We start from the raw sequence: 19,227 nt of genomic DNA, 5'->3' as shown, positions 1-19,227 counted from the left end.
AGCCCGGCCGAGCACCTCGGCCGGGCTTTTTTCTTTGGTGAAGAGTTAAGGCCGTTTACCGCGCCGCTTGGATCGAGCGCAGCACCTCTTCGCTCGGCCAGCAATCGACCTTGAGGCCTGCCGACTTCTGGTAGGCGCCGAGCGCCGCGCGCGTCTGCATCCCGGCCTTGCCGTCGATCTTGTCCTTGTAGAGCCCGACGCGCGTGAGCCCGCGCTGCATGGTCTCGACGTCCTTGGTGCGCAACTGCTTGGAGGCCGCCCATTGTGTCGCGAACGGCAGCGGGCTCGTCATGCGGTCGCCGAGATGGCCGACGAACAGCACGTAGAGGTCAGAGAAATTGTACTCCTTGATGACGAAGTAGTTCTTCGTCGTCAGGAACGACGGGCCGTAAATGCCTTCCGGCTGCAGCAGCGAGGCCGGCTGCGCCTGCTCAGCAGCGCTCAGCTTCTCGCCACGCACCGGCACAAAACCTTCGCGCAGCCACTGGCCGATCGGCTTCGTCACCTCGGGCACGCCGCTGGTGCAATCGACCTTGGCCGGCGCCTGCACCTCGTAAGCCCAGCGCACACCGCTCTGCCAGCCCTTGTTGACGAGCTGCTGCGCGGCCGAGGCCAGCGCATCCGGCACCGAATGCCAGATGTCGATGCGGCCGTCGCCGTCGAAGTCGACACCGTGCTTGTAATATTCGGACGGCAGGAATTGTGTGAGCCCGGTGGCACCCGCCCAGGACGAGCGCATGTCCTTGCGCGTCACCACGCCCTCGCCGAGGATCTTCAGCGACAGGATGAACTCATTCCGATAGGTGTCCTTGCGTCGCCCGACATAGGCCTGCGTCGCCAGCACGCGCACGAGATCGTAAGGCAGCGTGTAGCGGCCGTAATCGGTCTCGCGGCCCCAGATCGCGAGCATAATGGTGGCCGGCACGCCGGATTTCTTCTCGATCTCGCTCAGCGCCGGGCGATATTTTTGCAGCAGCCGCTGCCCCTCGCCCGCAAGCCGCGCGATCGAGGCTTCCTTGACGTAGTCGGCCGGCACCTGCACGAACTCGGCCTGCGACGGTGCGCCGGTCGCGGGCCGTCCGGGCAGGATCAGGTCGGGCAGCTTGTAATCAGGCTCGAGCCCGCGCGTCTGCTCATCGAATGTCGCGCGCGACACGCCGGCGGCCTGCGCCTCCGGCCAGAGCGAGGCGATGAACTGCGTGAAGGCGGCGTCGGCAGCGCGGGCGGGCGACAGGCCGCAGATGATAGCGATCACCGCAGCTATGAGCGCCCGCCGCATCATGCCCTCATCACCGCGTCAGCTTCTTGTACTTCACGCGGTGCGGAATGATGCTGTCCTGGCCGAGGCGGCGCATCTTGTCCTTCTCGTAGTCCTGGAAGTTGCCTTCGAACCATTCGACGTGGCTCTCGCCTTCGAAGGCCAGGATGTGGGTCGCGATGCGGTCGAGGAACCAGCGGTCATGGCTGATGATGACGGCGCAGCCGGCGAAATCTTCCAGCGCCTCTTCGAGCGCGCGCAACGTGTCGACGTCGAGATCGTTGGTCGGTTCGTCGAGCAGCAGCACGTTGGCGCCGGACTTCAGCATTTTTGCAAGATGCACGCGGTTGCGCTCACCGCCGGAGAGCGCACCGACCTTCTTCTGCTGGTCGGCGCCCTTGAAGTTGAACGACGAGCAATAGCCGCGCGAGTTCACTTCCTTCTTGCCGAGCAGGATCAGCTCGTTGCCGCCGGAAATCTCCTCCCACACGTTCTTGTTGCCGTCGAGCGCGTCGCGCGACTGGTCGACATAACCGAGATGCACGGTCTCGCCGACCGTGATGGTGCCCTTGTCCGGCGTTTCCTGCTTAGTGATCATCTTGAACAGCGTGGTCTTGCCGGCGCCGTTGGCGCCGATCACGCCGACGATGCCGCCAGGCGGCAGCTTGAAGGTAAGATCGTCGATCAGAAGGCGATCGCCATAGCCTTTGCTGAGCGTTTCGAAATCGACCACGTTGGCGCCGAGCCGCTCGGCGACGGGGATGATGATCTGCGCGGTCTGGGTCTGCTTCTCGCTCGCCTGCTTGAGCAGATCCTCGTAGCGCTGGTAGCGCGCCTTGGATTTGGCCTGACGCGCCTTCGGCGAGGACGCGACCCATTCCTGCTCGCGCGCGATCGTCTTCTGATGCGCAGCGTCTTCACGGCCTTCCTGCTCGAGCCGCTTCTGCTTCTGCACCAGCCAGGACGAGTAGTTGCCCTCGTAGGGAATGCCCTTGCCGCGGTCGAGCTCGAGAATCCAGCTCGTGACGTTGTCGAGGAAGTAGCGATCGTGGGTGACGATCAGGATCGCGCCGGGATAGTTGCGCAGATGGCCTTCCAGCCAAGACACGGACTCGGCGTCAAGATGGTTGGTCGGTTCGTCGAGCAGCAACAATTCGGGCTGGTCGAGCAGCAGTTTGCACAGCGCGACGCGCCGGCGCTCACCGCCCGACAGTTTCGTCACATCGGCATCGTCGGGCGGACAGCGCAGCGCGTCCATCGCCTGGTCGACCTTGCTGTCGAGATCCCAGAGGCCCTGGGCCTCGATCTCGTCCTGCAGCTTGGTCATCTCGTCGGCGGTTTCTTCCGAATAGTTCATCGCCAGCTCGTTGTAGCGATCGAGGATGGCCTTCTGCTTGGCGACACCCAGCATGACGTTCTCGCGCGCGGAGAGCGCCGGATCGAGATGCGGTTCCTGCTCGAGATAGCCGACGCGGGCGCCCTGGGCGACCCAGGCCTCGCCGTTATACTCCTTGTCGAGGCCGGCCATGATCTTGAGCAGCGTCGACTTGCCCGAGCCGTTGACGCCGAGCACGCCGATCTTGGCGTCCGGGTAGAACGACAGATGAATGTTATCGAGCACCTTCCGGGTCGGGTAGCTCTTGGTCAGGCCCTGCATGAAATAGATGAACTGGCGCGCCATCGGTCCCGTGAAACCTTCGATTTGAGGAAATTTGCTTGCCGCCGATGTAACGATCCCGCCCCCAAAGGGCAATGTTTTCCCTCCGTTCACCACGGATCAATACGGAATGGACACCATCCGGCCGCCGATCCGGACAATTGAAACCATTTTTTAATAAAGTGGGCCAAAGCTCGTCATGGCGCCGAAAAAGACGCCACCCGCGGCAGAAGCGACGGGGAGAACAGCGAGGCCGCATCATGGCTCTGATCGAGACCAATTCCATCGCCGTTCCGGCACGAGCCGGTAGCGCTTCCGGACTCGTCACGGAGATCAAGGGCTTCTGGAAGCGCTTCTTCGCCACCGCTTTCAACCCTTACCGCCCCGAGCTGCACTACATGCGTGGGCCCGGCCCCGCCTGGCGCGCCAAGCACGGCATGGATACGCCGTTCCGCCTCAAGCCCCGCGACCTCTGAGCCCTTCTCTCCTATCGGATTTTTGAACACGTCAGCTGCTTGCGCGCAGGCGTGATTGCGCGCAACCATGGCCAGGTTCCGACGATGGCGCTCCCCGCCTGGCGCCGTCACCTCTCGCCATGGATGAAAGCTGATGACGCGGCTGCGCTGTGCAATTCTCGACGACTATTTCAACCTCGCCCTCGACGTCGCCGACTGGCAAAAACTGTCCGACCGCGTCGACGTCACCGTGTTCAGCCATCCCTTTGCCTCGGAGCAGGCCGCGGCGAGCGCGCTGGCCGATTTCGAGATCATTTGCGCGATGCGCGAGCGTACGGCGTTCCCCAAGAACCAGTTCGCGTCGCTGCCGAAGCTGAAGCTGCTTTTGACCTCCGGCATGCGCAACGCCTCGATCGACATGGAGGCTGCGAAGGCGCAAGGCGTTGCCATCGGCGGCACGCAATACTCCCGCGATCCGACCGCGCCGCTGACCATGGGCCTGATCCTCGAACTGACCCGCGGCATCGGCCGCGAGAACGCGCGCATGCATGCCGGCGAGCCCTGGCAGAGCTTTGCCGGTGTCGAGATCGAGGGACTGACGCTCGGCGTCGTCGGGCTCGGCAAGCTCGGCAGCAAGATGGCGGGTATTGCGAAAGCGTTCGGCATGAACGTGATCGCCTGGAGCCCGAACCTCACGCCGGAGAAGTGCGCGGCGGCCGGCGTCGGCTACGCCACCAAGGAGGAGCTGTTCGCCAAGGCCGATATCGTCACCATCCATGTGGTGCTGAGCGATCGTTCGCGCGGACTGGTCGGAGCTGCCGATCTCGCGCGGATGAAGCCGACGGCCTTCCTCGTCAACACCGCGCGCGGCCCGATCGTGGACGAGCAGGCGCTGCTGGAAGCCTTGCAGCAGCGGAAGATCGCGGGCGCCGGCATCGACGTATTCTCGGTCGAGCCGCTGCCGGTCGACCATCCCTTCCGCAAGCTCGACAATCTCGTGCTGACGCCGCATCTCGGCTACGCCACCGAGGACGGCTTGCGCATCCATTACGGGCAGATGGTCGAGGCGATCGACGCCTTCACCGGGGGTCGCGAGCTGCCGCGCAAGCTGGCCTGAAACGAAAAGGGCGTGCCGACGGCACGCCCTTCGCGATTTGAGCTGTTTCGAAGCGCTTAGCGCACGGTGACCGGCGCGGGCAGCGGCGGCACCACCGTCGGCTGGGTGCCCGGGACGGGGCCAGCCTGGGCAGCCATCGGAGCCGGACCGGCAGCGCCCGACGTCGGCGCAGCGGAGGCGGTCGCCGTTCCCGGCGGCGGGCCACCCGGCATCACCACCACGCGGGTGCCGACCTTGACGCGGTCGAACAGGTCGGAGACGTCCTCGTTCAGCATGCCGATGCAGCCCGACGACACGAACTTGCCGATGGTCGAAGGCTGGTTGGTGCCGTGGATGCGGTAGACGGTCGAGCCGAGATACATCGCGCGTGCGCCGAGCGGATTGCCGGGGCCGCCGGCCATGAAGCGCGGCAGATAGGGCTGACGCTCGATCATCTCGGTCGGCGGATGCCAATCCGGCCACTCGGCCTTGCGGGTGATCTTCTGCACGCCGGTCCAGGTGAAGCCATCGCGGCCGACGCGGACGCCGTAGCGGATCGCACGGCCGCCTCCGAGCACGTAGTAGAGGTAGGTGTTCGGGGTATCGACGATGAGCGTTCCAGCCGGCTCCTTGGTCGCCAGCGAGACTTCCTGGCGGCGCAGGTTCGGCGACAACTGCGCGGGAGCAGCGTCGGGCTGCTCCTCGGGCGGCAGCGAAGCGATCGCCATCGGCCGGCCATCGTTGCCCACGGGCGGCTGGCCGGACTGAACCGTTCCGGTCGCGGCGGGGCCGCCAACGGCCTCCGGCGGACGCAGGCCGTCCCTGCCGGGTGCCTGACCCGGGCGATCGGCATAGATCACCGCGGGCGGGCCAGCGGGGCGGCCGTAGCGGGGATCGTCGGGCGACATCACGGGACCCTGCGGCGGCGCCGCCGAATAGACCGGCGGAGCGCCAGCCGGACGGCCATAGCGCGGATCATCGGGCGACATCACCGGCCCCTGCGGCGGGGCGGCGGAATAGACCGGCGGAGGACCAGCCGGGCGGCCGTAACGCGGATCGTCGGCCGGACCAAGCGGCGGCAGCGACGCCTGCGGCATCGCGTCGTCTTCATCGTCTAGCGAGTCGAAATTCGGCGTGCGGTCGCCGGGGCGATATTCGGCCGGAGCGCCATAGCTCGGCGCCTGCTGGACCGGATAGCTCTGAGCCTGTGCGAGCGAGGTTCCCGCCGCAGCGACTGTTGCGGCAGCGCATATCGTCAGAAAATGTTTGATCATCATCGCTCTTGTATAGTCCCCGAGCCCATCCGGACCGTTAACGGCCAGATGACCGAAGATAGCGGCACATTCAAGACATTACAGGCTGATTTGTGCCCGAGTTAGCGATTTGTGATGCAGGCACACACAGTTGCCCCGTTGCATCACGGGGCGGAAATCGCATCGAGCTGTAGATTGCCGGAGTCTCCGGCCCCGAATTTAAGGGAACGGCGCGGAGGCGTTGCGATATGTTCGAATCAGCCTGATTCGCCTCCGCTTTGAGCTTCTGTCCCGGCGTGGCGAACGGCAATCAGTACCGTCACCGCGTTCAGATGGCTCTTGGGTCCCGGCCGCCACCCGCCGGGGCGGAAATTCGTAACCCGTCCGATGCTTCCCGGCTTTCGCTTCCTGTTTGCCGCGATCCTGCTGTCAACCTCCATCCTGGTGTTCGGCCTAGGTGCCGCCGCGCTGCTGCGGGCCACCCACGAGCAGTATGTCAGCAACCCCTCCTGGCGGAACGGCCCGCAGGAAAAGGTGTTTGCGCAAAGCCCAGAGCCGGCCCAGCCGGTGCTAGCGGCGCTCCGCGCCGAGCCGGAGGCGGCCGCCGAGCCCGCGCCATCGCTGCGCGACCGGGTGCCGACCATCGGCTTGCCGGTGAACGAGCCCGAACAGGTGGCCGCCCTGACGACCGAGGCCAACGTGCCGCCGCAGGTCACCGAGGCCGCGCCTCCGGCCGCCGAGCCGGTGCAGGCCGAGGCCACGACGGAAGCCATCGCGCCGGCTCCTGCCGACACACTCACCCCGGCCGACACAACGGCATCGATCCCCGAGCCCACGCCTGCCGTGACCGCCAGCGAACCGGCGCCGGCCGATCCCGATCCCGGTGCGGCCCTCGCCTCCCCGGCGCCCGACATTGCCCCGGCCAAGGTGGCCGCGCTGAACGATCCGGCGGCGCCGGCCTTGAAGGATGCGCCGGCGAAGGCCAAGGGGGACACCAAGGGAGACGCGAAGGCGGACAGCAGCGCCCCGGACAGCAAGGCGGCCAAGCGCCAGGCGAAGGCGAAGAAGCGGCACCGCATGGTGCAGCGTCCTCCGCCCCAGCAGTTGCGGCAGAGCTATGATCCGTTCGGCCAGCAGCAGATGCTGGCGACAACGGCCACGCGCACGCGCCAGTAAGGCTACGCCGGCCCGGTCGCGACCGGCGGGCCGCCGGCCTGGCCCCACTCCGACCACGAGCCGTCATAGAGCGCGGTGTCGGTGATGCCGAGGCGATAGAGTGCGAGCGTCAACACGCCGGCGGACACGCCCGAACCGCAGCTCGTCACGATCGGCGCATCGAGCCTGACGCCGGCGTTCGCGAAGGCGGCGCGGAGATCGTCGAGCGGCTTCATCTCGCCGGTCGCGGCATCGAACAGCTGATTGTAGGGCACATTGCGCGCGCCGGGGATGTGGCCCGAGCGGATGCCCGCGCGCGGCTCAGGCGCGCGGCCCTCGAAGCGGTCGGCGGCGCGTGCGTCGATCACCTGCTCTGCGCTGCTTTCGACGTTGGCGATCAGCTGCTGCATGCTGCGCACGCGTTTTGAGTCGTAGCTCGCCCTAAACGTCGCGGGCTTCGGCTTTACCTCGCCGCTCTCGACCGGATGCCCCTCGGCGCGCCACTTCTTCAACCCGCCATTGAGAATGCGTACATTGCTGTGGCCGAAGGCCAGGAACATCCACCAGGCGCGGGGCGCAGCGACCCATCCGCCGGCATCGTAGAGGACGACGGTGTCGGCATTGGAGATGCCGAGTTGGCCTGCGTCACGGCCGAACTGCTCGGCGCTCGGATACATGTGCGGCAGCGGGTTGGAATGATCCGACACCGCGTCGACGTCGAAGAACACGGCGCCCGGCAGATGCGCGGCGAGATAGTCGTCCTTCGGCAGCGGCAGCACGCCCGGCAGCTTGAAGCTGGCGTCGAGGATCTTGACGTTGGCGTCGCCAATGTGGGCGGCGAGCCATTCGGTGGAGACGAGGGGGTCGGTGACGGTCATGCGAGGTCTTTCTTGTCATTCCGAAGTTGAAGCAATGCGCATCAAACTCCGCTGTCAACGCCCGGCTTGACCGGGCGATCCAGTATTCCAGAGGCGGTTGTGATTGAGTCGAGACGCTGCGGCGTACTGGATTCCCCACTTCGCGGGGAATGACAGCGGAGATTGACGCGACAGCGCAGCACTTCTCACCCCTTCTTCTTCGGCTCCCACTGCTCCACCGGACCGCCGGCATCGCGCCAGGCGGCGTAGCCGCCGGCGATGTGGGCGACGGGCTTCAGGCCCATGTCCTTGGCGGTCTTCGCCGCGAGCGCGGAGCGCATGCCGCCGGCGCAATGGAAGACGAATTTCTTGTCTTCCTGGAAGATCGGTTTTGCGTAGGGGCTCTGCGGATCGATCCAGAATTCGAGCATGCCGCGGGTGCAGGCGAACGCGCCGGGGATGCGGCCGTCGCGCTCGATCTCGCGGGGGTCGCGGATGTCGACGATGACGACATCGCCGTTCTTGGAGATCTCGATGGCCTCCTTGGCGTTGAGCGTCTCGATCTCGGCATTGGCCTCGTCGATCAGCGCCTTGATGCCGCGGGTGATGGTCTGGGGCATGTGGTTCTCCCTCTTGTCGGCCTCTGCGCGGCCGTCCGGACTGACGGCGCGTACAGCTAGTGCGTCAATTCCTTCATCGCACCCTCGAGCCCCTCGATCGTGATCGGGTACATGCGGTTGGCAAAGATGCGTTTGATGATGGTGGTCGATTCCGAATAGTCCCAGTGCTTCTGCTGCACCGGATTGAGCCACACCGTATGCGGATAGGTGCGGATGATGCGGTCGAGCCAGACCGAGCCGGGCTCCTCGTTGACATGCTCGACCGAGCCGCCGGGCACCATGATCTCGTAAGGCGACATCGATGCGTCGCCGACGAACACGACCTTGTAGTCGTGCGGGTATTTGTGCAGCACATCCCAGGTCGGCGTGCGGTCGGTAAAGCGGCGCTTGTTCTGCTTCCACACGCCTTCGTAGAGGCAGTTGTGGAAGTAGAAATACTCCATGTGCTTGAACTCGCTCTTCGCCGCCGAGAACAGCTCCTCGACCTGCTCAATATGCGAATCCATCGAGCCGCCGATGTCGAAGAACACCAGCAGCTTCACCGCATTGCGCCGCTCGGGCCGCATGTGCACGTCGAGATAGCCGTGATTGGCGGTCTCGCGGATCGTGGTGTCGAGATCGAGCTCATCAGGCGCGCCGGTGCGCGCGAATTTGCGCAGGCGCCGCAGCGCCACCTTGATGTTGCGGATGCCGAGCTCGACATTGCCGTCGAGATCCTTGAACTCGCGCTTGTCCCACACCTTCACGGCACGGTTGTTGCGGTTCTTCTCCTGGCCGATGCGGACGCCTTCGGGATTGTAGCCGTGGGCGCCGAACGGCGAGGTGCCCGCGGTGCCGATCCACTTCGAGCCGCCCTGGTGCCGGCCCTTCTGCTCCTCGAGCCGCTTCTTCAGCGTCTCCATGAGCTTGTCCCAGCCCATCGCCTCGATCTGCTTCTTCTCCTCCTCGCTGAGGTATTTTTCGGCGAGCTTCTTCAGCCACTCCTCGGGGATCTCCGCCTTCTCCATGGCGTCGAGCAGGCTTTCCAGCCCCTTGAACACCGTGCCGAAGACGCGGTCGAACTTGTCGAGGTTGCGCTCGTCCTTCACCAGCGAGGTGCGCGACAGATAGTAGAAATTCTCGACCGAGTAGTCCGACAGATCAGCGTCGAGCGCCTCCATCAGCGTGAGGTATTCGCGCAGCGTCACGGGGACCTGCGCATCGCGCAGAGAAGTGAAGAATTGCAGGAACATGGGTGACAGATTGCCCGTCGGGGGGCGAACGTCAAGGGGCCGAGCCCGCCGCGGGACGCTGGACCGGTCGGCTTTTTGCTCTAGAATTGACCGTCTCACGGGGTTGTTTTGGGGACGTTTGCAATGGGAATTCTCGCAGCGCTCATCATTGGCGCGATCGCCGGCTGGCTTGCCGGCAAGATTGTCCATGGGGCGGGATTTGGCCTGATCGGCAACATGGTCGTCGGCATCATCGGCGCGCTGGTTGCGAGCTGGGTGCTGCCGCAACTGCATATTGCGCTGGCCACCGGCACGGTCGGCGCCATCGTGGATGCCACCATCGGCGCGGTGATTGTGCTCGTCATCCTTTCGCTGATAAAACGGGTCTGAAAGCCTGACCGAACCAGGAACGGCCGCCATGAGCGGCCGTTCCGTTTGTTGGACCAGGGCGATGCCCGGCCGACGACCAACAAGGACGCGCGATGAAATTTACCGGCACCAAGGACTATGTTGCGACCGACGATCTCAAGGTCGCCGTCAATGCCTCGATCGTGCTGGAGCGCCCGCTGCTCATCAAGGGCGAGCCCGGCACCGGCAAGACCGTGCTGGCGGAGGAAGTGGCGAAGGCGCTGAACGCGCCGCTTTTGACCTGGCACATCAAGTCCACCACCAAGGCGCAGCAGGGCCTCTACGAATACGATGCAGTGTCGCGCCTGCGCGACAGCCAGCTCGGCGATGCCCGCGTCTCCGACATCAGGAACTACATCAAGCGCGGCAAGCTGTGGGACGCCTTCACCGCCGAGCAGCGCCCGGTGCTCTTGATCGACGAGATCGACAAGGCCGACATCGAATTCCCGAACGACCTCTTGCTCGAGCTCGACCGCATGGAATTCCATGTCTACGAGACCGGCGAGACGATCAAGGCGAAGCAGCGCCCGATCATGATGATCACCTCCAACAACGAGAAGGAGCTGCCGGACGCCTTCCTGCGCCGCTGCTTCTTCCACTACATCAAGTTTCCCGACGCCGACACGATGGGCCGCATCGTCGACGTCCACTTCCCCGGCATCAAGAAGCGCCTGGTCGAGGAAGCGCTGCGCATCTTCTTCGAAGTGCGCGAGGTGCCCGGTCTGAAGAAGAAGCCCTCAACCTCCGAGCTGCTCGACTGGCTCAAGCTGCTGCTCAACGAGGACATGAGCGTCGAGCAACTGCGCGAACGCGACCCGCGCAAGCTGATCCCGCCGCTGCACGGCGCGCTGCTCAAGAACGAGCAGGACGTGCACCTGTTCGAGCGGCTGGCGTTTTTGAGCCGGAGGGAGGTTTGATCTGCAAGCGCGCAGAGACAACCTGACCGCAATTCCTACCGCTACTCTGGGCCGCGCTTCCCCGCGTCATCTCGGATTCGGATGACCGTCAAGGCGGAGCTGATAAACGAAATAGGTTGGGGTACAGAACCCGATCTTTCGGCTTCTCAAGTTATTCAACGCCGGGGCCCTGACGTTGAACCTTGCACTCGTGACAAAATCCGGCATCTGCTGGCAAATATAGTCCTCGCGGCAAAACCGCGACGGCGAGCATGTGTTCAGGAGGCCGCGGCCGACGCCAGCGGCGAAAATGCCGCTGTCGAAATATCCCTTGGCCATCTGCTCAAAGCCCTTGCCTCCGACGATCGCGCAGATTTCCTCGGGCACGCTGCCCGGCCGGATCACCGCCAGCGACGCCTCCTCGGGCTTGCAGGGACGCGTGACGCGGCCCAGCGGCACGCCGATCTTCGTTGGACGGCAGTTGTAGCCGTAGCCGCTCAATTTTCCTTCCGACAGCTTGTAGACGAGTTCTTCCTTGCTGACGCGGTCGCTGAACGCGCGCAGGTTGAAGCCGAGCGGGTTGTTGGCGGCGGTCTTCGCTGTGGAGTCCTCGATGACGTTTGAGCGGCAGCTCAAACCCGCGGCGACATTCTGTGCCGCGGGCACGCATTGGCCGAGATTGGAGGAAGTCGCAGCGTTCGTCACCAACGCCTGACAAGTGAGGTTACGCGTGGCATTGCAGCTCCATTTCGCGGCCTGCGCCAGATCCGCATTCAAAGGGCACGGCATGTTGTCACCGGCGACAACATAGGCCGGATTTCCGCTTTCCCAGGCCGCCGGGGGCGCCGAAGGATGCGGGCGAAAACTGTTCGGCGCCTGACCGAGCGAAACCCGCTCGACATAGTCCTTGCGGCGAACAAGTTCCGCGTAGACATGGGGCGAGAACGGCAATTGCAACTGGTTACCGTCAAGCGCGCTCCTGATCGCGTCCGCGTCGCGGCCGAAATCGAACCGGTCCACGCCGAGAAGATGGAATCCGGCGGTCGAGGATGATTGATGGCAGCCCATGCAGGACGACGTGTTCAGGCGTTCGAGCAGACCCGCGCCGGATTGCACGAATTTTGGTGACCTCCCGGGGACACCCGCCGCCGCGACGATCCGTGCCGCCTGCTCGCTGCCGATTGCGAGATCGAAGGGACGATTGGCCATGCGCGCGCTGCCGGCAGTGGAAAAACTCAGTGCGATGTCGGCCTCCAGGCTCTCCGGTATCCTGAAGGTGCCGTTGTCGATCTCGGCGATGTGGCCGGCGAGATAGTCCTGCAACTGCTTCTGCTTGGCGGGATCCTTCAGGATTGCCTGCACATCAGGCGTATTTTCCAGCCGTGTCGGCTGAAACTTGCCATCCCTCAGCGCGAAGATCCGCATCCAGTAGATCGCCTGTCCGGCGAATTTGCGGTTCTCCATGTTTTCGAGGTCTGATGGGAAGCGCACCACCTGCGCATTGATCTCCATCTGCTTGAAGATGAGTCGCGAAAAATCCAGCGGCCCCTGCAGCAGGCGTTGGGCAACCACTGCCGGATCGTCAGCATCGATCCCGGCGACGCGCCAGAGCGAGGCGACGTCCTGGCAATTCCTGCCGTCATCCGCGTAACTGAACACCATGTTCACGGTGAACGGCATGCGCGACGCGTAAGTCTTGCCGTTCATCCTCACTTCGTAGCCGAGCCGGTAGATGAAGCGCAATTCGCCGCAATGCGCGGAATCGAAATCGCGGCGGTCCATCCGATTGACCACACCCGACAGGAAGAACAATCCGTCGCTGGAACCGAGCCATTTCTCGTTAAACACGCGCGCAACATTGCCATTCAGCCGCAGCGTCTTGCCAGCGTCCGTTTTGGCCGACTTCGGGTCGTAGGTTTTCAGGATCTCCTTTTCCCAATCGATGCCGAGTCCCGCTGTGATACGCGTGATGTCGGCGGACATCACGGCAGCGAACTGCGCGTAGGTCCCACTGAATTGAGACAAATCGCTCGCCCGCGTCGGGCCGTCGGCGACCGACGGCTGCAGCAGCTTTTGCGCGGCGTGAACTTTCCTGAACAGGGTCACCAGCGAAAGCGCGGATGAATTGTCATGATCGAGCACCGCGAGCAGAGGTTCCTGGCTGATCAGGGTCGTCACCTCTGCGGAAGCCCGGGGAGACTGGGCAAAGCAGGGAGAGATCGTGAGGATCAAGAAGCAGAGTATTGAGATGAAGCGCATCTGCTGTTTCTACTACGTCAAGGCGCATCCTGCAATTTAAGGGTGAATGTCCCGAGGAGCCCGCGCTCGAGGAAAGAGGGAAAGCGCACGCTCTCCACATCGTCATTGCGAGCGCAGACACACCGCAGCATCCTCGCGGCGCATTTCGCCCGAGCTTTGCTGTCTCCGTCACGCCCTCCAGGAAAGAGGGCGCAGGGAAGGCCGGGTGCCGGCTGGCACCCACGGTCCGCTGTGCGAAAGCACACGCAGAAGAACTGCACAGCGGCATACAGGTGAAGCCAAACACACGGCCTTCCCTGCGCAGTGGTCGGACGGCGTATGCCGTGCTCTCCCGGGAGCCGAGTTCGTTCTGGCCTCCCTCACCCCTGCGAGAAAGTCGCCGACACCGCGCCGGTTGACGCAAATGCCGCATCCGCAAGAGCTTGACCGTAGCAGCGACGGCCAGGACCACACGGTTTTGCCGTACGCACACAGCGCCGCTCGTCCGCACGAAGCCTCAGGGCTCACGGAGAGCAATCCGCCCTGCCCTTAGCCTCTCGCGCCCGACGCTGCCGCGTCCACCGCAACCCGGCCCGCGTTTCGAACGACTCGCGAACCGCCCCTCTTCCTCGGGCCGGGCTGTTTCGATGTATGCCGCAATTCCGAATTTCGGTAAAGTGGAATATTTTTGCGAGGAGGGATTGACGGGTGGCGGGGTGTTTTGCCCGACGGGCAAACTTGAGAAGATCGTAGCCCAACACGCGGCGAGTAACCGAGGCTACGCCCCCTTGGCTCGCTTGATCTCATTCACAACCTCCGGGTCGCTTAAGTCGCGGTGCCACCAATGGTTTACGAGATCCAGTGGCCGTTCCCTGCGACGCCTGTTGTCTGCGGCTGCGAGCAACTTGATGAGGAGCCGAAACACTCGAGGCAACTCAAACTCTGGTAGCGTCGAGAGCTTCGCCAATTGAATCTTGAGGTTAGGCATCGCGATCAAGACACACGGAGTAAGCGTCCGCTTCAGCCGCGACTCGGCAATTGCACCTGCCACATCGTCTGGCTTCGGCCCTGCCTGCAATATGAAGTTACTTAAGCCACGAAGCAGCCTGCGTTTGTCGTCCTTGCTCCGCGCGTTGAACCAAGCGTCCCCCTCCGAATCGCTTGCGACCCCCTGCGCCAGTTGGTTCAACAAGATTTCTTCGTCCACATTCAACATCGTGCCACCCATGGCAGCGCTGCACCCCAGCCCACGACAAAGTCATGGTGATTGCTGCAAAGGAGATAGCTCGCCTCCTCGTCACAGACATAAATCTCGAGCGCCGGACAGTCCTCCAGAACCCGAAGCAGGTCCGCACCACACGAAAATTTCCAAATCGATCGGGCGCCTTCCAGAAACATCAAACATTGGTTCGTCCCCACGTATTTCGGAATGAGCTCCCAACCATCGGGCCTTTGCCTCCCTTCGGATGTGGCTTGATCCCACGGCGCGCGGCTCGTCACGTCGACACCGAGTCGCTCCAGCACCCTGATCACGATGGCTCGGCTATCAATTTCGTTCAGCACCTCGGCCTGCACACCAGTGCTGCGAAGCGCAGCAATTACACGATCAAAGGTCATCATTCCGCGATACTCATTGCCGATTTCCCCTTCACGTGCGCAGCGGATTGCCAGGCTTGAAGGGAGACAGGTTTTCGGGTCGCGGTAACACAGACGGCGCATCGCCTGCCAAGCCATACACATCGATGCCCTTCAGCAAGCCACCACTCGAATAGATGAATATTCCACTTTGGTGATCACCATCGTTCAGCAGGAATTCACCGAGAATCTCAGCGCCGGGCGGCGCTTCAGCATGTCCCTTGATTTGGAAGTTGATGCTGGCACATCCACATCGACATCTCCAAGGCGTGACCTCAGCCAGCTTGAGCTGATCCAGATATTGCCTGGCTTCTTCCGTGCCATGCTCCAGCATCCAGCGCGCAAGATCGCGCTCGGCATCTGTGAGAGGACGATTGTGCTCTGTGCTCAAATGACGTCGTCCAAATGCGCAGGGATCGTAGCCCGGACGGAGCGCAGCGAAATCCGGGGAATGCAGGCAGATCGATACAGCTATCCCGGATTGCGCTTCGCTCCACCCGAGCTACGGGACCTTCGGATAGATGCACTGAGATCAGGGAAGACTTCGGAGAATGGCTGGACCTTGGCGATATCAGCTTTTTTCAGCCTCGGATTTTCGCTGACCTCGCGCAGATCTTTCCGGGTGTAGCCCGATCTCTTTCTGGCGTTCGACATAGCCGCTTCTCATAATTAGCGACCGCAGGGTGGGTAAAGCGAAGCGAACCACATCCTATGGGCTACGAGCTTTCATCAGGGGTTTTGATCGCTACCTGCCAAGAACTGGCGCTCGGGAGAATTCTGACTTCTCCATTTCGACGAACCAGTATGGGACCATTCCCGGCGAGAGTTGAACTAGGGTTGCCCGTTTCAACAAACTCCTTCGAATCATAGAAGAAGAGCCATCCCTCCTCTACTTCTTTGGTAAACTCATCAAGCACAACAAACTCATCGCAAACCTTTGCGGCAATGGCCGCCACGGTATTTCTTGCTAGCAACTTGGCTTCACCATAATCGATCATGTTTCAGTCCGTTCTCAGGGACCGTAGGGTGGGTTAGGGTTAGCGTCAGCGTAACCCACCTCTTTTATTTCCGCATCGAGAGAAGTGGTGGGTTACGCTTCGCTAACCCACCCTACGTAGCTGTGCCTACGCTACCGCCGCGTCCGGAATCCGCGCGGATTCCATCGGCTGCTTGCCGCGGATCAGGTCCGAGGCACGATCCGCGATCATCATGGTGGAGGCGTTGAGATTCGCCGAGATCATACGCGGCATCACGGAGGCGTCGATGACGCGGAGGCCCTCCAACCCGTGGACGCGGAGCTGGTCGTCGACCACCGCCCACGTGCTGTCCGCCGGGCCCATGCGGCAGGTGCAGCCGGGGTGGAAAGTGGTGGTGCCGCGTTCGGTGGCGGCGGCGAGGAATTCGTCGTCGGTGTTGATGTTCGGACCCGGGAAATCCTCGTAGGCGTAATAGGGCGACAGCGGCGCGCTCTTCAAAAGCCTGCGCGCGAGCTTCATGCCGCCGACGATGACGCGGCGGTCGAGCTCGGCGTCGAGATAGTTGGTCTGGATGATCGGCGGCGCGAACGGATCAGATGAGCGGATGCGGACATAGCCGCGGCTCTCCGGGCGTTGCTGCCAGGAGGCGACCGTCATACCGGGCTCGTCCTCGAGCTGGCCCTGCACGCCTTCCTTGTAGCTCGCCGGCGTGAAGGTGAGCTGGAGGTCGGAACTGTCGGCGCTCTCGCCGGAGTGCCAGAAGCAATACACCATGGTCGGCGAGAGCGAGAGCAGGCCGCGGCGCGCGGTCGCCCATTTCAGCGCTTCGATCCACAGCGAGAAGCCGCGGCGGAGCTCGTTGATGGTCTTGATGTCCTTCACGCGCGCTACGGTGCGCGGGGCGTAATGATCCTGCAGACCTTCGCCGACCGGCAGCGCGTGGCGCACCGCGATGCCGTGCGCGCCGAGCAGATCGGGTGAGCCGATTCCGGAGAGCTGGAGCAGCTGCGGCGAATTATAGGTGCCGCCGGAGAGGATCACTTCCTTGTTGGCACGCACTTCCACCGGCGTGCCGCCGCGGCCGCCCTTGGTGTAGCGCACGCCGACGGCGCGCTTGCCTTCAAAAATGATCTCGGTCGCGTGCGCGTGGGTGTGCACATGCACGTTCGGGCGCTTCATCGCGGGCTTGAGGAACGCGGTCGAGCCGGAGACGCGCAGGCCCTTGTCGATGGTGCGCTGGCAGTAGGAGACGCCTTCCTGCTTAGCGCCATTGTAATCGGGGTTGCGGGGAATGCCGAGCGAGACCGCGCCTTCCATGAAGGCTTCGCAGAGCGGATCGCGCCACTCCATGGTCGTGACGGTGAGGTTGCCGTCGCGGCCGCGATAGGTGTCCTCGCCCTCGCCGACCCGCTTTTCCAGCCGCTTGAAGTAAGGCAGCACGTCGGCATAACCCCAGCCGCGATTGCCCATCTGCGCCCAGGTATCGAAATCCATCCGCTGGCCGCGATTGTAGATGTGGCCGTTGATCGAGGACGAGCCGCCGAGCGTCTTGCCGCGCGGCGCATAGATGCTGCGCCCGCCGGTGTAGGGCCCCGGCTCCTGCTGGTAGGCCCAGTTGATGCTCTTCATGTGGAACGTCTTGATGAAGCCCGCCGGCAGATGGATGTAGGGATGCCAGTCGCTCGGGCCCGCCTCGAGCACGCAGACGCTCACGTTCGGATCTTCGCTGAGCCGGCTGGTCAGTACGCAGCCGGCGGAGCCCGCGCCGACGATCACATAATCGAATCTGTCCATGGTGCCTCGGCCGCTCAGCGCGGCTTGTCGTTGAGTTGATAGTTCAAATGCGTCCGCACCGTCGGCCATTCGGCGGCGGTGATGCTGTAAACCACGGTGTCCCGCAGCGTACCGTTCGGCGTGACCTGGTGGCTGCGCAGAATGCCGTCCTGCTTGGCGCCCAGGCGCTCGATGGCGCGGCGGCTCTGATGGTTGAAGAAATGCGTGCGGAATTCGACCGCGATGCAGTTCAGCGTCTCGAAGGCGTGGGTCAGCAGCAGAATCTTGCACTGCGTGTTGAGCGGCCCGCGCTGCGCGCTCTTCGCATACCAGGTCGAGCCGATCTCGACGCGGCGGTTGGCGGCATCGATGTTCATATAGGTGGTCTGGCCGACGATCTTGCCGCCGGCATCGAACACGGTGAACGGCAGCATCGAGCCTGCGGCCTGGAGGCCCAAGCGGCGGTCGATCTCCTTGGCCACGTTCTCCGGCGTCGGGATCGCGGTGTACCAGATCGTGTAGAGCTCGCCGTCCTTCACGGCCTCCACCAGCCCCTCGCGATGCTCTTTCGACAGCGGCTCGAGACGGGCGTGCTGCCCACGCAGGGTGACGGGATCAGGCCAGGGCATTTCTCTCTCCATAATGACTGCCGTCCTTCCGGGGCGCGACGACGTCGCGAGCCCGGAATCCATAATCACCGCTCGGGGTTATGGATTCCGGGCCTGCGTGCTGGCGCACGCATCCCGGAATGACGACCGACGCATCGGCACGGCTGCTCAGATACAATCACTTATTCAGAAAGTTCAACGGCAAACCGCCGCGCGGCCAGTCCATGGCGATCAGCTCGCCCTTGCCCGACAGCGTGATGTAGGCGGTCTTCAGCCCCTCGCCGCCGAAGGCGATGTTGGTGGTGACGCGGTCGCCGGTCGGGACCTGCTCCACCAGCGTACCATCAGGCGCGATCACCGAGATGCAGCCGGAGACCAGGGTGGCGACGCAGACATTGCCGTTCGCCTCTACCGCGAGCGAGTCGAACATCTGGTAGCCGCCGAGGCCGCAGATCGGCTTGCCGCGCTCGCCGCGATAGATCACCTCGCGCGGCTTGAGCGTGCCGGGCGCGGAGAGCTCGTAGGCCCAGAGCCGCCCCGTCGGCGTCTCCGCGATGTAGACGGTGTTCTCGTCCGGCGACAGGCCGATGCCGTTGGCCGGCAGAACGCCATGCACGACCTCGACGATCTCGGTCATGCCGGGCTTGAGATAATACATGCCGCCGACATCCATCTCGCGGGCGCGGCGCTTGCCGAGATCGGAGAACCAGAGGCCGCCGTGCTTGTCGAAGACGAGGTCGTTCGGCCCGCGCAGATCGTGCTCGCCGCATTTGGTCACGACGGTCTCGACCTTGCCCGATTGCAGATCGACGCGCTGGATCGAGCCGCCGAGATAGCCGTCCGGCTGCGGGCCGGGCATGATCATCTTGCCGGTCGGAATCCAGGAGAAGCCGCCATTGTTGCAGATGTAGATCTTGCCGTCGGGGCCGAGGGCTGCGCCGTTCGGGCCGCCCGGCACCTTGGCGACGACCTCCTTGCGGCCGTCGGGATGGATTCGGGTCAGGCGCTGGCCGCGAATCTCCACCAGCACGACCGAGCCGTCCGGCATCACCACGGGCCCTTCGGGAAATTCGAGGTCGGTGGCGAGAACGCGAACGTTGGTCATGGGGACCCTCCCGGCTGCTTGTTAT

At 63.6% G+C, this 19,227-nt stretch carries 19 protein-coding genes; 5 read left to right on the top strand and 14 right to left on the bottom strand.

Going from position 1 to position 19,227, the window contains the following annotated elements; genetic code table 11:
- Window positions 1-55 precede the first annotated feature (55 nt).
- Together AB7531_RS09305 and ettA are read right to left on the bottom strand one after the other, a co-directional pair.
- A complete protein-coding gene (locus tag AB7531_RS09305) occupies window positions 56-1,282 on the bottom strand; it encodes a lytic murein transglycosylase (protein WP_063981471.1) in 1,227 nt (408 codons plus the stop codon).
- 7 nt (window positions 1,283-1,289) lie between these two features.
- Window positions 1,290-2,939 (bottom strand): energy-dependent translational throttle protein EttA, encoded by a 1,650-nt coding sequence (gene ettA / locus AB7531_RS09300; protein ID WP_166102215.1) that lies wholly within the window; start codon window positions 2,937-2,939, stop codon window positions 1,290-1,292.
- Window positions 2,940-3,175: 236 nt separating this feature from the next.
- Here ettA and AB7531_RS09295 point away from each other — a divergent pair, with 236 nt between their 5' ends.
- Window positions 3,176-3,391, top strand: coding sequence for a hypothetical protein (locus AB7531_RS09295; RefSeq protein ID WP_028152324.1), 216 nt, complete (start codon window positions 3,176-3,178; stop codon window positions 3,389-3,391).
- 133 nt (window positions 3,392-3,524) lie between these two features.
- Window positions 3,525-4,487, top strand: coding sequence for a D-2-hydroxyacid dehydrogenase family protein (locus AB7531_RS09290; RefSeq protein ID WP_063981469.1), 963 nt, complete (start codon window positions 3,525-3,527; stop codon window positions 4,485-4,487).
- 56 nt (window positions 4,488-4,543) lie between these two features.
- On the opposite strand, the gene AB7531_RS09285 is transcribed toward AB7531_RS09290, so the two are convergent.
- Window positions 4,544-5,740 (bottom strand): L,D-transpeptidase family protein, encoded by a 1,197-nt coding sequence (locus tag AB7531_RS09285; RefSeq protein WP_063986134.1) that lies wholly within the window; start codon window positions 5,738-5,740, stop codon window positions 4,544-4,546.
- Between the two features lie 366 nt (window positions 5,741-6,106).
- Between AB7531_RS09285 and AB7531_RS09280 the strand changes: the two genes are divergently transcribed.
- Window positions 6,107-6,895 carry a hypothetical protein gene (locus AB7531_RS09280; RefSeq protein WP_063981468.1) on the top strand — a complete coding sequence of 263 codons (789 nt, stop codon included), beginning with the start codon at window positions 6,107-6,109 and terminating at the stop codon, window positions 6,893-6,895.
- A 2-nt stretch (window positions 6,896-6,897) separates the two neighbouring features.
- Here AB7531_RS09280 and sseA read toward each other — a convergent pair whose 3' ends face one another.
- The 3 genes from sseA to AB7531_RS09265 all read right to left on the bottom strand — a co-directional run bounded on the left by sseA (window position 6,898) and on the right by AB7531_RS09265 (window position 9,583).
- Window positions 6,898-7,752 carry a 3-mercaptopyruvate sulfurtransferase gene (gene sseA, locus AB7531_RS09275; protein ID WP_063981467.1) on the bottom strand — a complete coding sequence of 285 codons (855 nt, stop codon included), beginning with the start codon at window positions 7,750-7,752 and terminating at the stop codon, window positions 6,898-6,900.
- A 185-nt stretch (window positions 7,753-7,937) separates the two neighbouring features.
- Window positions 7,938-8,351 carry a rhodanese-like domain-containing protein gene (locus AB7531_RS09270; protein ID WP_028152329.1) on the bottom strand — a complete coding sequence of 138 codons (414 nt, stop codon included), beginning with the start codon at window positions 8,349-8,351 and terminating at the stop codon, window positions 7,938-7,940.
- A gap of 56 nt (window positions 8,352-8,407) precedes the next feature.
- Window positions 8,408-9,583 (bottom strand): vWA domain-containing protein, encoded by a 1,176-nt coding sequence (locus tag AB7531_RS09265; RefSeq protein ID WP_028156289.1) that lies wholly within the window; start codon window positions 9,581-9,583, stop codon window positions 8,408-8,410.
- Between the two features lie 123 nt (window positions 9,584-9,706).
- Between AB7531_RS09265 and AB7531_RS09260 the strand changes: the two genes are divergently transcribed.
- Window positions 9,707-9,952 carry a GlsB/YeaQ/YmgE family stress response membrane protein gene (locus AB7531_RS09260; RefSeq protein WP_063981466.1) on the top strand — a complete coding sequence of 82 codons (246 nt, stop codon included), beginning with the start codon at window positions 9,707-9,709 and terminating at the stop codon, window positions 9,950-9,952.
- Between the two features lie 92 nt (window positions 9,953-10,044).
- Window positions 10,045-10,887 (top strand): AAA family ATPase, encoded by an 843-nt coding sequence (locus tag AB7531_RS09255; protein ID WP_063981465.1) that lies wholly within the window; start codon window positions 10,045-10,047, stop codon window positions 10,885-10,887.
- Between the two features lie 66 nt (window positions 10,888-10,953).
- Here the strand turns inward: AB7531_RS09255 and AB7531_RS09250 are convergent, their stop codons facing one another.
- The 8 genes from AB7531_RS09250 to AB7531_RS09215 all read right to left on the bottom strand — a co-directional run bounded on the left by AB7531_RS09250 (window position 10,954) and on the right by AB7531_RS09215 (window position 19,202).
- Entirely contained in the window at window positions 10,954-13,125 is a 2,172-nt protein-coding gene (locus AB7531_RS09250) for a hypothetical protein (RefSeq protein ID WP_187387950.1), read from the bottom strand.
- Between the two features lie 757 nt (window positions 13,126-13,882).
- Window positions 13,883-14,332 carry a DUF5958 family protein gene (locus AB7531_RS09245; protein ID WP_283017515.1) on the bottom strand — a complete coding sequence of 150 codons (450 nt, stop codon included), beginning with the start codon at window positions 14,330-14,332 and terminating at the stop codon, window positions 13,883-13,885.
- A complete protein-coding gene (locus tag AB7531_RS09240; protein WP_063981463.1) occupies window positions 14,314-14,724 on the bottom strand; it encodes a hypothetical protein in 411 nt (136 codons plus the stop codon). Before AB7531_RS09240 ends, AB7531_RS09245 begins: the two co-directional genes overlap by 19 nt.
- A gap of 28 nt (window positions 14,725-14,752) precedes the next feature.
- On the bottom strand, window positions 14,753-15,130 hold the full coding sequence (locus tag AB7531_RS09235) for a hypothetical protein (protein WP_084794989.1): 378 nt from the start codon (window positions 15,128-15,130) through the stop codon (window positions 14,753-14,755).
- A 325-nt stretch (window positions 15,131-15,455) separates the two neighbouring features.
- Entirely contained in the window at window positions 15,456-15,737 is a 282-nt protein-coding gene (locus tag AB7531_RS09230) for a YrhB domain-containing protein (protein ID WP_084794987.1), read from the bottom strand.
- Between the two features lie 126 nt (window positions 15,738-15,863).
- On the bottom strand, window positions 15,864-17,510 hold the full coding sequence (locus AB7531_RS09225; RefSeq protein WP_063981461.1) for a GMC family oxidoreductase: 1,647 nt from the start codon (window positions 17,508-17,510) through the stop codon (window positions 15,864-15,866).
- A 14-nt stretch (window positions 17,511-17,524) separates the two neighbouring features.
- Window positions 17,525-18,118: a GNAT family N-acetyltransferase gene (locus AB7531_RS09220; RefSeq protein WP_028147003.1), complete on the bottom strand. Its 594-nt coding sequence runs from the start codon at window positions 18,116-18,118 to the stop codon at window positions 17,525-17,527.
- Between the two features lie 157 nt (window positions 18,119-18,275).
- A complete protein-coding gene (locus AB7531_RS09215; protein WP_063981460.1) occupies window positions 18,276-19,202 on the bottom strand; it encodes an SMP-30/gluconolactonase/LRE family protein in 927 nt (308 codons plus the stop codon).
- Window positions 19,203-19,227: the final 25 nt, after the last annotated feature.

It is taken from the genome of Bradyrhizobium sp. 63_E2_N1_3 (genome assembly GCF_052076005.1).
Lineage (GTDB): Bacteria > Pseudomonadota > Alphaproteobacteria > Rhizobiales > Xanthobacteraceae > Bradyrhizobium > Bradyrhizobium barranii.
This window is presented reverse-complemented; position numbering and strand designations above follow the sequence as displayed.

What these genes read in the sequence shown, in the direction of transcription:
- AB7531_RS09305 (WP_063981471.1), bottom strand. Translation starts at nt 1,282, where the DNA reads ATGATGCGGCGGGCGCTCATAGCTGCGGTGATCGCTATCATCTGCGGC.
- ettA (WP_166102215.1), bottom strand. Translation starts at nt 2,939, where the DNA reads ATGGCGCGCCAGTTCATCTATTTCATGCAGGGCCTGACCAAGAGCTAC.
- AB7531_RS09295 (WP_028152324.1), top strand. Translation starts at nt 3,176, where the DNA reads ATGGCTCTGATCGAGACCAATTCCATCGCCGTTCCGGCACGAGCCGGT.
- AB7531_RS09290 (WP_063981469.1), top strand. Translation starts at nt 3,525, where the DNA reads ATGACGCGGCTGCGCTGTGCAATTCTCGACGACTATTTCAACCTCGCC.
- AB7531_RS09285 (WP_063986134.1), bottom strand. Translation starts at nt 5,740, where the DNA reads ATGATCAAACATTTTCTGACGATATGCGCTGCCGCAACAGTCGCTGCG.
- AB7531_RS09280 (WP_063981468.1), top strand. Translation starts at nt 6,107, where the DNA reads ATGCTTCCCGGCTTTCGCTTCCTGTTTGCCGCGATCCTGCTGTCAACC.
- sseA (WP_063981467.1), bottom strand. Translation starts at nt 7,752, where the DNA reads ATGACCGTCACCGACCCCCTCGTCTCCACCGAATGGCTCGCCGCCCAC.
- AB7531_RS09270 (WP_028152329.1), bottom strand. Translation starts at nt 8,351, where the DNA reads ATGCCCCAGACCATCACCCGCGGCATCAAGGCGCTGATCGACGAGGCC.
- AB7531_RS09265 (WP_028156289.1), bottom strand. Translation starts at nt 9,583, where the DNA reads ATGTTCCTGCAATTCTTCACTTCTCTGCGCGATGCGCAGGTCCCCGTG.
- AB7531_RS09260 (WP_063981466.1), top strand. Translation starts at nt 9,707, where the DNA reads ATGGGAATTCTCGCAGCGCTCATCATTGGCGCGATCGCCGGCTGGCTT.
- AB7531_RS09255 (WP_063981465.1), top strand. Translation starts at nt 10,045, where the DNA reads ATGAAATTTACCGGCACCAAGGACTATGTTGCGACCGACGATCTCAAG.
- AB7531_RS09250 (WP_187387950.1), bottom strand. Translation starts at nt 13,125, where the DNA reads ATGCGCTTCATCTCAATACTCTGCTTCTTGATCCTCACGATCTCTCCC.
- AB7531_RS09245 (WP_283017515.1), bottom strand. Translation starts at nt 14,332, where the DNA reads ATGGGTGGCACGATGTTGAATGTGGACGAAGAAATCTTGTTGAACCAA.
- AB7531_RS09240 (WP_063981463.1), bottom strand. Translation starts at nt 14,724, where the DNA reads ATGATGACCTTTGATCGTGTAATTGCTGCGCTTCGCAGCACTGGTGTG.
- AB7531_RS09230 (WP_084794987.1), bottom strand. Translation starts at nt 15,737, where the DNA reads ATGATCGATTATGGTGAAGCCAAGTTGCTAGCAAGAAATACCGTGGCG.
- AB7531_RS09225 (WP_063981461.1), bottom strand. Translation starts at nt 17,510, where the DNA reads ATGGACAGATTCGATTATGTGATCGTCGGCGCGGGCTCCGCCGGCTGC.
- AB7531_RS09220 (WP_028147003.1), bottom strand. Translation starts at nt 18,118, where the DNA reads ATGCCCTGGCCTGATCCCGTCACCCTGCGTGGGCAGCACGCCCGTCTC.
- AB7531_RS09215 (WP_063981460.1), bottom strand. Translation starts at nt 19,202, where the DNA reads ATGACCAACGTTCGCGTTCTCGCCACCGACCTCGAATTTCCCGAAGGG.